Raw genomic sequence first — 13218 nt, forward strand, 5'->3', positions numbered from 1 at the left:
CCGGCGCGGGCGGCGCGGCGCGGGTTGGCGCGGGCCGGCCCGAGGTGGCGCTCGATGGCGGCGCGAGGTAGCGGGCGGCGGGGTGCTGAGGGGCGCGGGTGGTCAGCTTGCGGCGAGGTCCAGGTAGGGGCCGAACTCCCGGGCGCCGACCAGGCGGCCCAGCTTGCGGTATTCGCGGGCCACCGCGCCGACCACCTCCGCCATGCCCACCGCCCGCCCGGCCTCGGCGGCCAGGTAGGCGGCGGTCACCGCGGCCGAGCGGATGTGGCCGCCCGCCAGTTCGAACGCCCCCGCCAGGAAGTCCAGGTCCACGTCCGTCCGCGGCACGGACGTGCCCAGGCACTTGTCCCACAACGCCCGCCGCAGGTCCTCGTCGGGCACCGGGAAGTCCACCACCACGTCCAGCCGGCGCGTGAAAGCCTCGTCCAGGTTGGCCCGCAGGTTCGTCGCCAGCACGGCGATGCCGTCGAAGGTCTCCATGCGCTGCAACAGGTAAGCGCTCTCGATGTTGGCGTACCGGTCGTGCGCGTCGCGCACCTCCGACCGCTTGCCGAAGATCGCGTCCGCCTCGTCGAACAGCAGCACCCCGTTGACCCCCGCCGCCTCGGTGAAGATCCGTTCCAGGTTCTTCTCCGTCTCGCCGACGTACTTGTCCACCACCGTCGCCAGGTTCACCGTGTAGAGGTCCAGCCCCAGCGACGCCGCGATCACCTCGGCCGACATCGTCTTGCCGGTCCCCGAGTCGCCCGCGAACAACCCCGTCACGCCCCGGCCGCGCCCGCCGCCGGGCCGCATCCGCCACTCGTCGATCACCCGGCCGCGGTGCTTCGCGCGCGCCGCGAGTTCCTGCAACAGGCCCACGACGCCCGCGGGCAGCACCAGGTCGTCCCAGGTCACGGCGGGTTCGATGCGGCGGGCCAGGCGTTGCAGGCCGGCGGCGTTCTGGCCGCGCGCCCCCGCCCGCAGGTGCTCCACGGTGACGACACCGCCGTCCACCAGCGCCGACACCGAGGCGGCCTGGGCCGCCCGCGCGATCTGCTGCGGGCCCAGCACGAAGTGCGCCGTCGCGGACGCCGGGTCCACGTCGGGCGCGAGCCGGCCCGCCAACCGCTCCCGCCACAGCTGCGCCCGCGCGCCCACCGGCAACGCCACCGCGTCGTCCACCATCGGCGGCTCGACGCTCCACTGTGGATTCCAGATCTCCGGCCCGTAGACCAGCAACGGCACCGACGGGTGGCTCAAGGCCCGCAGCGGCGGCTCCTCCTCGACCGGTCCGAGCACCACGCCGGCCCCGCGCAGCACCGCCTCCCGCAGGACCGCCCCGGTCAGGTCCGCGTGGTCGGGCTCGGCCCGCAACCGCGCGGCGTCGACGTCCAGCACCTCGAACCCGGCGTGCCGCAACGCCGCGGCGGCCACCTCCGCCGCACCGCCACCGGGCCGCTCCCGCAGGTAGGCCAAGCGGAGCCCGGCCCGCAGCCCCCGCACCAGCCGCCCGACGTCGGCCACCACCGCCGGCTCGGCCACGACCCGCGCCACCCCGGTCAACGCCGAGTCCGGCCGGTCGTCGCCCAACAGGTGGTTGACCACCCGGTCGGGCACCCGCAACGACCGTGACAGGAACGGCCGCTCCCGGTCCTCCACCACCAGCAACCCGGCGGCCGGCAGCGGTGCGGCCGGGTCCAGCCGCGACCGGCCCGCCGCGGCGGCCTCCGGCAGCCCGCACAGCCGCAGCGCCAGCCCGGCCGTCGCCCGCCGGCGCGTCACGTCGTCGTTCAGGTACCCGTAGAACTGCTCGAACCGGCTGTCCACATCCGGCGCGAGCGCGACCAACAGCAATTCCACATCCACTGTGGACAACCCGGCGACCGTGGCCAACGCGCCGAGCCGCCCGGCGGTCGCCGTGGACTGGAATGGCACGAACGGTTCCCGCCGGGAAGCCAACAATGCCTCAATAGCCTCATCGGACAGATAAAGCCCGCGAAACGGGTCGTCCGGATTCGGGTCGGCTTGTCGGCGCGCCGCGACCGCATCCCGAATTCGCCGCTCCAGCGCCGCGAGCCGGGTGAACAGGTGCGGCAGGCTCCCGGCGTTCACGAGTGCCTGCGCGTGATGGCGGGCCGGTGCCGGACGGAGTCGCCGCCCATGTCCAGCCGGACCCCGTCCTCGACCGGCGGGCCGGCGGGGAAGACGCGCCCGGAGTCGACCGGCGCGGACACGACGACGTCCAGCGACGGCTTGAGCTCGCCGCCCAGCGCCGTCCAGACGTCGGCGAACGCCCGGTCCTCGGGCGGGGGCAGGGCGACGGTCATGGGCACCGGGAGCTCCAGCGCGGCCAGGCTGCCGGTGAGCAGGTCCGGCGGGACGGCCTCGTGCCGCAGGAACCCGACCAGCAGCTCCGACAGCAGGCGGTGCTCGTCCTCCGAGCGCTGCGTCCAGGCCGTGACCAGGTACGACAGCTTGATGTGCCGGGGCGGCAGCCGCCGCGCGACGACCTGGCCGTTCTCGTAGTCGTTGAGCAGACCACGCTGCCGCCGGCGCAGGTCCTCGCGGATGTCGTACAGGTACACGTTGACCGTGGGCGCGTTGCGCCGGGCGGCCCAGTCCTTGGTGGGCGCGTCGAACGCGACCTCCACGTCGGTGCCGCGCAGGGCGTCGTCCCGGACCATGCGCCGCAGAGCCTCGTCCACCTCGTGGATCACGGTCCCACTGTGGGTGCGGCGCACGCCGGGCGGCACCGACGCCCCGACGGACCTGCGGGCAGACCTGCCTGCCCCCGAGGGCAGCGCGCGACCGGGCTTTCATGATCGTTCCATCCCGAAAAACCGTTGCATTGAGCAGCACCGCAATTCGGCGGATTTGCGCGGGCGTTGCGTTTCCCGCGATTGCTGCTAACCTTCCGCACCAATTGAGATCCGTGGTGGGGGCACGGGTCGGTCGCGAGTTCGACTCACGCCTTGACCCGGAGGGCACGCGAGCATGGCCAACGGCCGATTAGTCGGATTGTCCGCCGCCGGAGTGGCGGTCCTGGCGGTGGGCATGGTGGTGGGCACGCAGCTCGTGCCCGAACCGGCCACCGTCGCGTCGTCGGTGGAGACGTCGTCCAGCCGGACCACCACCACGACCACCACGTACTCCCCCGACCCGAACGCGTTCTGGCTGGCCGACCGCACGCCGGCGGCGAGCACGTCGGTGGACGACCGCTACGACAAGGGCCCGTGGACCGCCGGCACCGCCAACCTGCGCGGCAACACCCGGTACAAGGCCTGGTCCGCCACCGGCGCGTGGTGCGGGACCGCGCAGTTGCAGTTCACGCTCGACGGCCAGTTCAGGCGGCTCACCGCCCAGGTCGGCATCGCGGCCAACTCCGAGGTCACCAAGCCGCTGGACTTCTTCCTGGTGGTCGACGGCAACCGGGTCGCGGAGTACCAGACGGTCGGGGGAGCGCCGCAGCCGGTGGACGTGTCGATCGCGGGGGCGCGCACGCTCACCATCGGGGTGGAGCCGCCCGAAGGCGACTCCACCCGGTGCCCCGGTCCCGAGCGGATCGCGGTGTGGGCCGAAGCCCGCCTCATCCCCGCCCGGTGACCGGGTCGGTCTCACTGGTAGCAGGGCTTCTCGAACTTGTAGTCCTTGGCCGTCCGGCCCACGAAGAAGTCCTCCACCAGGCTGACCCCGGTCGGCGCGGCGTCGTCCGGCTTGTAGATCAGGCTCTCCCGCACCACGCCGTCGTTCGGGCTGCCGGAGAACTTGCCGGCGCCCGAGGGCAGCATGCCCTCGTAGTCCACCGAGTCCAACTGCCGCACGGCGTTCAGCAGGCCCGCCCGGGTCAGGTCCTTGTTGGCCACCGCCTTCTGCAGCGCCGCCTTCAACGGGTAGGACCACACCCAGCCGGCCGTGTAGCCGTCGTTCGGGGTCACGCTCGGCAGGGCCTCGCGCAACGCCTTGTGGCCCACCGAGTCCGTCGCCCACGCCTTCCACGGCGCGGACTGGTAGTACAGGGCCTTGATCGCCGGCGCGGCCGGGGACTTGAGCAGGCCCGGGTTCCACGTCGGGGACGTGCCGATGAACCTGCCCTTGTAGCCGCGGGCCGCCGTCTGGCCGATGATCACCGCCGCGTCCGTCGGGCCGGTCGTGAGGATCACCAGGTCCGGCTTGCCGGACACGATGGCGTCGATCGCGCCGCCCTGGTTGTCCTGACCGGTCTGGGTGACCACGGAGGAGAACGTCGCGCCGCGCTTCTCCGCCGCGATCTTCGCGCCCGCCGCCGCGTCGTCGCCGTAGTCACCGGGCAGGTGCACGGCCATGACGCTCTTGGTGCCCAGCTTGTCCACCGCGTAGTCGACCGAGTTCATCGACTCCAGGCAGTAGTTCGTGCCGGACTCCAGCACGACCTCCTCGTGGCCCCACAACGACGTCCACGACGCGGGCACGCTGACCATCTGCGTGTTCTCCAGGTCGGGCAGGATCGCCGCGGTGGTCGGCGAGCCCAGGGTCTGCGCCAGGGCCAGGATCTTGCCCTTGATCTCCTGGTAGACCTGGTTGTGGATCTGCGGGTTGTACTTGTTGTCCTTGACGTGGGTGGTGACGTCGACGTCGTAGCCGCCGATGCCGCCCTGGTCGTTCACCCGCTTCCAGAACGCCTTCTGCGCGTCGGTGATCGGCACCGCCAACGTCTTGAACGGCCCCTCCGTCAGGTCCGAGATCGACCCGAGGTAGATGCAGCCCCGGTCGCTGTGGCCGGTCTGCGGGCACGGCTCGCTGGTCACGCCGAAGTCGACCTTGACCCCGCCCTTGCCCTCGGCCGGCGCCGCGCCGTCACCTCCCCGGCAGGCCACGGCGGTGAGTGCCAACGCCGAGAACAACACGAGCACCGCTCTGTGCCTCCGTGCGGACATCCGTTTCACCCTTTCAGTACGAGAAAGGCCAAGTGCGCCAGTAGTTGCGGACACGCACCCAAATCCCGAACAGGCCGCGTGGCTCGACGATGAGGAAGACCACGACCAGCAGCCCGTACAGGACCGCTTCGACCTGGAACACCGTGATCGCGCCCGTCGCATCGGAGCTGATGAACGGCAGCACCGTGGGCAGTTCCCGGGTGATGCGCGGCAGCAGCGTGATGAACAGGGCGCCCATGACCGCCCCCGAGATGGTGCCCGCACCGCCGATGAGGACCATCGCGATGTACTGCACCGACAACAGCAGGTTGAACGAACCGGGGTCGAAGAACCCGTTGACCACGAACAGCAGCGCGCCCGCGACCCCGGCGTAGAAGGAGGAGATGGCGAACGCCAGCACCTTGTACTTGGTCAGGTCCACGCCGATGACCGCCGCGGCCAGGTCCCGGTCCCGGACCGCGGCGAACGCCCGCCCGATCCGCGACCGCACCAGGTTGCGCGCGAGCACGCCGAAGATCACCAGCAGGACGAACATCAGCAGGTAGAGCTGTTGCGGACCGGTGAAGAACTCGCTGGGCCGGTCCAGCCGCACGCCGAACACCTCGGGCACCGCCGCGGGCCGGCCCACGCCGGGGCCGCCGGTCAGGGCGTCCCACTCGCGGAAGACGTGCTCGCCCAGGAAGACCAGCCCCAGCGTGACGATCGCCAGGTACAGGCCCCGCAACCGGACCGCCAGCGGCGCGACGACCACGCCGAACAACGCCGCGACCAGGCCCGACGCCAACAACCACACCGGCAGCGAGGTCACGCCGAAGCCCAGCACGCGCCCGTCCGGGTCGCCGGACAGCGCCGCGCCCGTGTACGCGCCGATCGCCAGGAAGAACGCGTGCCCCAACGACACCTGGCCCGCGTAGCCGGTGACGATGTTGAGCCCGATCGCCCCGATCGCCGCGACGAACCCGGTGGCCAGCAACATCAACAGGTCGTCGGTGACGGCGAACGGCATGATCAGCGCGAACACCACCAGCGCCCCGGTCCACGCCCGCTTCGGGCGCGTGTTGAGGAACGCCATGTCCTGCGCATAAGAGGTGTAGAGCTCGGGACGACCCTTCACAGCCGCTCCACCTCCTTGCTGCCGAACAACCCGTAGGGCCGCACGAGGAGCACGACCAGCATCAGCGCGTACGGCGCCACCAGGGCGAAGTTGGGTCCGAGCCAGGGCGCCACGTCTCCTTGGTAGGTGCCGACCAGCGACTCCACGACGCCCACGGCCAACCCGCCGGCGACCGCGCCGCCCAGCGAGTCCAGGCCGCCGAGGATGATGGCGGGCAGCGCTTTCAGCGCGATGATCCACAACTGCTGGTCCACGCCCGCGCCGGTCGCGACGAACACGCCGGCCAGCGCCGCGAGCCCGCCCGCGATCGCCCACGACAGCGCGAACACCGACCCGACCGAGATGCCCTGCGCCATCGCGACCTCCTGGTCGTAGGCGACCGCGCGCATGGCGAGCCCGACCCGGGAGAACCGGAAGAACGCGAACAGCACGGCCACCACGACCCCGGTGGTCCCGAACATCACCAGGTACCGCTCCTGCACCTCGACGCCGAGGAACGAGACGGTGTTCAGGCCCCACGGGTCGCCGACCTGCCGCACGTCCAGGCCGATGAACGCGTTGGTCACCACCCGCACCACCACGTCCACGCCGATGGTGATGATCGCGACGACGAACACCGGCTTGCCGATCATGGGCCGCAGCACGGTCCGCTCGACGCCCAGCGCCAGCACGGCGATCAGCACCGCCGCGATCGGCACGGCCACGAAGAACCCGACGTCGGCGGCCAGGTAGCTGACCAGCACCGCGCCGGCCAGCATGAACGCCGGCTGCGCGAAGCTGATCACCCGCGTGGACTTGTAGATGATCACGAAACCGAGGGCCAGCAACGCGTAGATCGACCCCGTGCCCAGGCCGCGGATGAGGCTCTGGAGGAACTCGCTCATCGGGTGCCTCCCGAGTACATGTCGTCCACGAGGTCGCCGAACGCCTTGGCCAGCGCGGACCGCTTGACCTTCTGCGTGGCGGTCAGCTCGCCGTCCTCGTGGTCGAGTTCCTTGGGCAGCATCCGGAACTTCTTGACCTGCTCCACGGACGCGAACTTCTCGTTGACCTTGGTGACGATCCCCTGCACCAGTTCCTTCACCTCCGCCTTCTCCGACAGGTCCCGGTAGGTGGTGTAGGCGATCTTGCGGTCGCGGGCCCAGTGGCCGACGGTGTCGTACTCGATGCCGATCAGCGCGACCAGGTACGCGCGCTGGTCGCCGAGGACGACGGCTTCCTTGATGTAGGGCGAGGTCTTGAGGGCGTTCTCGATCTCCGACGGGGCCACGTTCTTGCCGCCGGCGGTGATGATGATGTCCTTCATCCGGTCGGTGATCCGCACGTGCGTGCCGTCCACCCACTCGCCGACGTCGCCGGTGCGCAGCCAGCCGTCCCCGGTCAGCACGCGCCGGGTGGCGTCGTCGTCGCGCCAGTAGCCCTTGAACGTGCCCGGGTGGCGGGTCTGGATCTCGCCGTCCTCGCTGATCCGCAGCTCGACCGCGTCGTGCGGCTCGCCGACGGTGCCGACCTTGACCCGGCCGGGCCGGTTCGCGGTGGCGATCGCGGTGTTCTCGGTCATGCCGTAGACCTCGTGCATCGGCACGCCGATGCCCATGAAGAACTTGAGCACCTCGGGCGCGATCGGGGCGGCGCCCGACGCGGCGTAGCGGACCCGGCGCATGCCGATCCGCGTGCGCAGCGCCCGGTAGCAGAACACCCAGCCCGCGGCGTACTTCAGCCGCGTGGCCGCGGTGTGCTTCCCGCCGTTGCGCACCAGCTCCTCGCCGATCCGGTCGGCCACGCGCAGCCAGAACTTCGTCGTGACGCGCTTGAGCCAGGTCGCCGAGGACGCGCCGATGGTGACCGCCGCCAGCACCTTCTCCCAGATGCGGGGCACGCCGAACAGGATCGTCGGCTGCACCTCGCGCAGGTTGGGCTGCACGGTCTCGATCGACTCGGCGAAGTGCACCTGGATGCCCGCGGACGCGCTGAACCACGTCGTGAAGATCCGCTCGGCCACGTGGCACAGCGGCAGGTACGACAGGGTGACGTCCTTGGGCGAGGGCGGCGGCGAGGTGAACCCGCCGCCCTCCACCAGGGTCTCGATGGCGAACTCGACGTTGGCCACGGTGAGCATCGCGCCCTTGGGCGGCCCGGTCGTGCCGGAGGTGTAGATCAACGTCAGCACGTCGTCCGCCTCGACCCGCCGCATCCGCTGCTCGACGGCGTCGGGGTGGGCGGCGCGGTGCTCCGCGCCCAGGGCGAGGAACTCCTCCCACGACATCAGCTTCGGGTTGTCGTAGCGGTGCCGGATGCCGCGCGGCTCCAGGTAGACGATCTTCTCCAGGTCCGGCAGGGCGTCCAGCACGGCCAGCGCCTTGTCCACCTGCTCCTGGTCCTCGGCCACCAGCACCCGCGCGCCGGAGTGGGACAGCAGGTAGGCGACCTCGCCCGCCGGGTTGGTCGGGTACAGGCCCACGGTGACCGCGCGGACGGCGGTGGCGCCGACGTCGGCGTAGAGCCACTCGCGGCGGTTCTCGGAGTGGATCGCGACCCGGTCGCCGGGGTCCACGCCCAGGGCGAGCAGGGCGTGGCCGACGAGCTCGGCGGACGCCCAGTACTCCTTCCAGGTGACTTCCTGCCAGATCCCGAAGTCCTTGGCGCGCAACGCGACCGCGTCGGGGTTGGTGGCGGCTCGGTCCCGCACGCGGGAGGCGACGGTCTTCGTGGCGATCCCGGTGGCCGTCGTCATGCCGCACCTCCCACCGGCTCGCGGCTGAGAACCGTCGTCATGCCGCACCTCCCACCGGCTCGCGGCTGAGAACCGTCGTCATGCCGCACCTCCCACCGGCTCGCGGCTGAGAGCCGTCGTCATGCCGCACCTCCGACCGTCTTGTGCTGCTCGCCCAGGTAGGCGCGGACGACGTCGGGGTCGCGCTGCACCTCCGCGGGCGTGCCGGTGCGGATCGGCTTGCCGAAGTCCACCACCATGACCCGGTCGGCCAGCTCCATCACCAGCCCCATGTCGTGCTCGACCATGACCATCGCGATGCCCAGCTCGTCGCGGACGTCGAGGACGAACCGGGCCATGTCCTCGGTCTCCTCGACGTTCATGCCCGCCACCGGCTCGTCCAGCAGCAGCACCTTCGGCTCCATGGCCAGCGCCCGGCCCAGCTCCACGCGCTTCTGCACGCCGTAGGGCAGCAGCCCCACGGGCAGCCGCCGCCACTGCTCCAGCTCCAGGAAGTCGATCACCTCCTCGACCGCCTGCCGGTTGGCCAGCTCCTCGCGCCGCGCCCGGCCCAGCCAGGCGAACGCCGACAGCGCCCCGTAGCGCATGTGGTTGTGCCGGCCCAGCATCAGGTTGTCCACCACGGTCAGGTGGGCGAACAGCTCGATGTTCTGGAACGTCCGCGCCACGCCCAGGGCGGCGATCCGGTGCGGGCGCATCCCGAGCAGCTCCCGACCCTCGAACCGCACCGAGCCCTTCTGCGGCCGGTACACGCCGGACAGGACGTTGAAGATCGACGTCTTGCCGGCGCCGTTGGGACCGATGATCGCGAACAGCTCGCCCGCGCCGACGGTGAACGACACGCCGTCGACCGCCTTCACCCCGCTGAACGACAGTTCGACGCCTTCGACTTCGAGCACGTCGGCGCGGTTGTTCGCCGTGGTCACGACAACCACCGCTTCCGCCGCTTGTAGTGCTTGACGTCGCGGAACGACGAGGTCGTGCCCTCGGCGCGCAGGCCCAGGTAGAACTCGCGCACGTCCTCGTCGGCCAGCAGCGCGACGGCGGGCTTGTCCATCACGACCTTGCCGGTCTCCAGGACGTAGCCGTGGTCGGCGATGGACAGCGCCATCGTGGCGTTCTGCTCCACCAGCAGCACCGTGGTCCCCTGCTCGTTGATCTTGACGATGAGGTCGCGGATCTGTTGCACCATCAGCGGCGCGAGACCCAGGCTGGGCTCGTCGAGCAGCAGGTAGCGCGGCTCGGACATCAGCGCCCGGCCGATCGACAGCATCTGCTGCTCGCCACCGGACAGGTAGCCCGCGCTCTGCCTGCGCCGCTCCTTGAGCCGCGGGAACAGCGCGTACATCCGCTCCAGGTTCTGCTTGAGCGAGCGGGGTCGCGCGTGGCCGCCGATCCGCAGGTTCTCCTCCACGGTCAGCTCGGCCAGGATGCGGCGTCCCTCCAGCGCCTGCTTCACGCCCAGTGCCGCGATCCGGGCCGGTGAGGACCGGTGGATCGGCTTGCCGTCCAACGTGACAGAGCCTCGGGTCACCTTCCCGTCGTGCACGTCGAGCAGGCCCGAGAAGGCCCGCAGCAAGGTGGTCTTCCCGGCGCCGTTGGCGCCGAGCAACGCGACGATCCGCCCTTCGGGGATGCGCAGGCTCACGCCGCGCAACACCAGCATCACGTCGTCGTAGACCACCTCAAGGTTGTTCGCCTCCAGCACCGGCGCCTCCGGGTGGGTGTCGGGGAGGCGAACAGTATGACTCCGGTCACTCATTTCCTACCACTGTTCGCAAACCGTGATGTTCGGGCGGTTCGTCCTTGTTCGGCTTTCACGATTCTGATGCGCAGTCCTGTGTGGACGGGGGTGTAGGCGGGTCACGGCCCGGGTATGCCGCAGCCATGGACAGGGCGGTCGAGCTACGGATGGCGGCGCTACCGGCCAGCCTGTCCACCATCCGCGCGGTCGCGGGCGCCATCGCCCGGTCCACCCCCTCGCTGGCGGTCGACCTCGTGGTGGCGGTGGACGAGGCGTGCACGACGCTGATCACCCGCGCCCGCGAGCACGCCGTCCTGGCCTGCCGGTTCGTCCGAGACGGTGATTCGGTTCGGTTCCGCGCACAGGTCCGCACCTCGGCCGTGACCGTCCCCGATCACCGGTCGTTGTACTGGCGGGTCGTCTCCGCTATGGCCGACACGGTGGCCACGTGGGTGGACGGCGACGGCCTGTTGCACGTCGAGCTGAGGTGCCGGGCATGAACGCCGTCGACTACCAGCCGCTGTTCGCCGAACTCGCGGCGACCCAGCGTGACGGTTCGCGCTACGCGCAACTGCGCGACCGGCTGGTGACCGAGCACCTGCCGCTGGCCCGGCACATCGCCGACCGGTTCGCCGAGCGCGGCGAGTCCGTGGAGGACCTGCGGCAGGTCGCGGCGCTGGGGCTGATCCACGCGGTGGACCGGTTCGACGCCTCCCGGGGGATCGACTTCCTGGCCTTCGCCGTGCCGACGATCACCGGCGAGGTGCGCCGGTACCTGCGCGACCAGGGCTGGGCGGTCCGGGTGCCGCGCCGGCTCAAGGAGCTGTGCACGTCGATCGACACCGCGCGGGTCGAGCTGGCCCGCCGCACCGGTCGCTCCCCCAAGCCGACCGAGGTCGCCCGCCACCTGGGCATCAGCGTGGACGAGGTCTACGAGGGCCTGCACGCGACCTCCGCCCACCACCTGCTGTCGCTGGACGCGCTGGACGACGAGGAGCTGGACGCCGACCGGCTGGGCTCGGACGACCCGGCCCTGGAGGTAGTGGAGCTGCAGCACGCGCTGGACCCGATGCTGCGCGGCCTGCCCCGGCGCGAGCGGCGGATCGTCGTGCTGCGCTTCTTCCGGAACATGACCCAGAGCCAGATCGCCGACTCGGTCGGGGTGTCGCAGATGCACGTGTCCAGGTTGTTGAGCCGTTCACTGGCCCGGCTGCGCACTCTGCTCGATGATGTGTGACGAGCGAGAGGGGTGGTCGCCGTGGCGAACCTGTCCTGGCCGCAACGGGCCGCGCTGGCGCTGGGCGTCGTGCTCCTCGCGTGGGGGGTGGTCGATCTCGTGGCGGGTCGGACCGTGCTCGGGCTGTTCCACGTGATCACCGGCGCGGCGGTGTTGATCGCCGCGTTCCGGGTGCGCGCGGAGCGTTTCGTGGGCACGTTCCTGGGCCTGGTGTTCCTGGTCGTCTTCGCGGTGGGCGCGGGCACGCCGGGCGGCCCGCTGGACGCGGGCATGATCGGCAACGGGGCGCACCTGGTGCTGGGCTTCGCGTCGGTCGGGTTGGCGGAGAGCTGCGTGTGGTGCGAGCAGAGGGCACGGCAACGGTTGCCCTGAGTCGCCGGCGGGTACCTCGACAGAGTGAGGTCAACCCGCAGGAGGACCGATGCGCACGACGCACTTCCAGGACGTCGTCGGGGCGGAGGGACCGTTTGTCTCCGTGTGTCTCGACGTGGGTGAACACGTTTCGTTGCGGTGGCGCGCCATGCGCGACCAGTTGGAGGCCGAGGGGGCGTTCGGTGATCTCCTGGACCTGATCGAGTCGGCCCTCGCGGACTCCGGGGGTTCGGTGGGGCGGGGCCTGGTGGCCGGGGACGGCCGGGTGCTGGTGGACCAGGCGTTGCCGATGGCCCCGTGCGGTTATGTGGCGCGGTTCGGCGCTCTGCCCTACGTGTTGCCGATGGTGGACTTGGCGGAGCCGTTGCTGCCGCACGTCGTCGTGCGGGTGGACGAGCACGGGGCGGACCTGCGCGGCGTGGACGCGGGCGGCCGTCCGGTGGCGGTGGCTTCGGTGGGTGCTCGCGAGCGCCGGCTGGACGCGGCCGAGCTGGCGGACGTGGCCCAAGAGGCGACCACCCTGGTGGACCGCCTCTCCGCGCCGCTGCTGGTGCTGGCCGGACCGCTGCCGGCGCGGCGGTCGGTGCGGGTGGCGTTGCCGGGCAAGTACCACCGGTTGGTCGTCGAGGTGGAGGGCGCACCGGACCGCGCGGTGCTGCACCTGGCGGGACGGGCGAACCAGGACGCGCGGCGGGCGGTGGTGCAGCGGTTCCGGGACGAGGTCACCGGGTTGACCGGGCGGGCGGTGCACGGGATCGACGCGGTGAGCGAGGCGTTGGCGGAGGGTCGGGTGGAGACGTTGTTGTTGACCGACCCGCTGGTCGGGTCCCGGTTGGCCGACGGGGGGCGGGCGGATGAGGTGCTGCCCTTGTTGGCTGTCGCTGGTGGGGCTGAGATCGTTTTGGTGGGTGGGGCTGTGCGGTTGCACGAGGATGTCGGCGCTTTGCTTTCTTCGGATGCTTCGAAGAGCTGAAAAGCGAAGAGCGAAGGCGAAGAGCGAAGAGCGGAGAGCGAAAGCGAAAAGATAAAAAGCGGCGCTCGCCGCGCGGCAGGCCCCCGGGGGTGGAAGGGCGTCGGTTCGTTCCCCGTACGGCCTGCCGGAGGCAACCACCCTTTGGGGTT

Annotated in this window: 13 protein-coding genes; 5 read left to right on the forward strand and 8 right to left on the reverse strand. The window is 71.0% G+C overall.

From position 1 onward, the window contains the following. Positions 1–102: 102 nt before the first annotated feature. Together AB0A74_RS40750 and AB0A74_RS40755 are read right to left on the reverse strand one after the other, a co-directional pair. Positions 103–2094 carry an ATP-binding protein gene (locus tag AB0A74_RS40750; RefSeq protein ID WP_358258306.1) on the reverse strand — a complete coding sequence of 664 codons (1992 nt, stop codon included), beginning with the start codon at positions 2092–2094 and terminating at the stop codon, positions 103–105. Further along, positions 2091–2699, reverse strand: coding sequence for a DUF4255 domain-containing protein (locus tag AB0A74_RS40755; protein ID WP_343939810.1), 609 nt, complete (start codon positions 2697–2699; stop codon positions 2091–2093). The genes AB0A74_RS40750 and AB0A74_RS40755 overlap by 4 nt, the downstream gene beginning before the upstream one ends. A 301-nt stretch (positions 2700–3000) precedes the next feature. On the opposite strand from AB0A74_RS40755, the gene AB0A74_RS40760 reads away from it, so the two are divergent. Beyond that, positions 3001–3585, forward strand: a complete 585-nt coding sequence (locus tag AB0A74_RS40760) for an NPCBM/NEW2 domain-containing protein (RefSeq protein ID WP_358258308.1) — start codon at positions 3001–3003, stop codon at positions 3583–3585. Between the two features lie 11 nt (positions 3586–3596). Here the strand turns inward: AB0A74_RS40760 and AB0A74_RS40765 are convergent, their stop codons facing one another. From AB0A74_RS40765 to AB0A74_RS40790, 6 genes are all read right to left on the reverse strand, one after another. Further along, on the reverse strand, positions 3597–4895 hold the full coding sequence (locus tag AB0A74_RS40765; protein ID WP_358258310.1) for an ABC transporter substrate-binding protein: 1299 nt from the start codon (positions 4893–4895) through the stop codon (positions 3597–3599). A 13-nt stretch (positions 4896–4908) separates the two neighbouring features. Further along, positions 4909–6009: a branched-chain amino acid ABC transporter permease gene (locus AB0A74_RS40770; RefSeq protein ID WP_358258311.1), complete on the reverse strand. Its 1101-nt coding sequence runs from the start codon at positions 6007–6009 to the stop codon at positions 4909–4911. Continuing rightward, positions 6006–6893 (reverse strand): branched-chain amino acid ABC transporter permease, encoded by an 888-nt coding sequence (locus AB0A74_RS40775; RefSeq protein ID WP_343939802.1) that lies wholly within the window; start codon positions 6891–6893, stop codon positions 6006–6008. The genes AB0A74_RS40770 and AB0A74_RS40775 overlap by 4 nt, the downstream gene beginning before the upstream one ends. Beyond that, entirely contained in the window at positions 6890–8743 is a 1854-nt protein-coding gene (locus tag AB0A74_RS40780; protein ID WP_358258313.1) for an AMP-binding protein, read from the reverse strand. Before AB0A74_RS40780 ends, AB0A74_RS40775 begins: the two co-directional genes overlap by 4 nt. Positions 8744–8862: 119 nt before the next feature. After that, complete coding sequence (locus AB0A74_RS40785) at positions 8863–9669, reverse strand: ABC transporter ATP-binding protein (protein ID WP_358258315.1); 807 nt, start codon at positions 9667–9669, stop codon at positions 8863–8865. After that, the gene (locus tag AB0A74_RS40790) at positions 9666–10505 is read right to left on the reverse strand and encodes an ABC transporter ATP-binding protein (RefSeq protein ID WP_358258317.1); all 840 of its coding nucleotides are present in this window, start codon (positions 10503–10505) and stop codon (positions 9666–9668) included. Before AB0A74_RS40790 ends, AB0A74_RS40785 begins: the two co-directional genes overlap by 4 nt. 125 nt (positions 10506–10630) lie before the next feature. On the opposite strand from AB0A74_RS40790, the gene AB0A74_RS40795 reads away from it, so the two are divergent. The 4 genes from AB0A74_RS40795 (at position 10631) to AB0A74_RS40810 (ending at position 13069) form a co-directional block, all read left to right on the forward strand. Further along, entirely contained in the window at positions 10631–10987 is a 357-nt protein-coding gene (locus AB0A74_RS40795) for an ATP-binding protein (RefSeq protein WP_358258319.1), read from the forward strand. Continuing rightward, entirely contained in the window at positions 10984–11724 is a 741-nt protein-coding gene (locus AB0A74_RS40800; RefSeq protein WP_358258320.1) for a SigB/SigF/SigG family RNA polymerase sigma factor, read from the forward strand. Before AB0A74_RS40795 ends, AB0A74_RS40800 begins: the two co-directional genes overlap by 4 nt. 21 nt (positions 11725–11745) lie before the next feature. Further along, on the forward strand, positions 11746–12096 hold the full coding sequence (locus tag AB0A74_RS40805) for a hypothetical protein (RefSeq protein WP_358258322.1): 351 nt from the start codon (positions 11746–11748) through the stop codon (positions 12094–12096). Positions 12097–12244: 148 nt separating this feature from the next. Further along, the gene (locus AB0A74_RS40810; RefSeq protein ID WP_358258324.1) at positions 12245–13069 is read left to right on the forward strand and encodes a hypothetical protein; all 825 of its coding nucleotides are present in this window, start codon (positions 12245–12247) and stop codon (positions 13067–13069) included. Positions 13070–13218: the final 149 nt, after the last annotated feature.

Origin of the sequence: Saccharothrix sp. NPDC042600 (assembly GCF_040647305.1) — a bacterium.
Classification (GTDB): domain Bacteria; phylum Actinomycetota; class Actinomycetes; order Mycobacteriales; family Pseudonocardiaceae; genus Actinosynnema; species Actinosynnema mutabilis.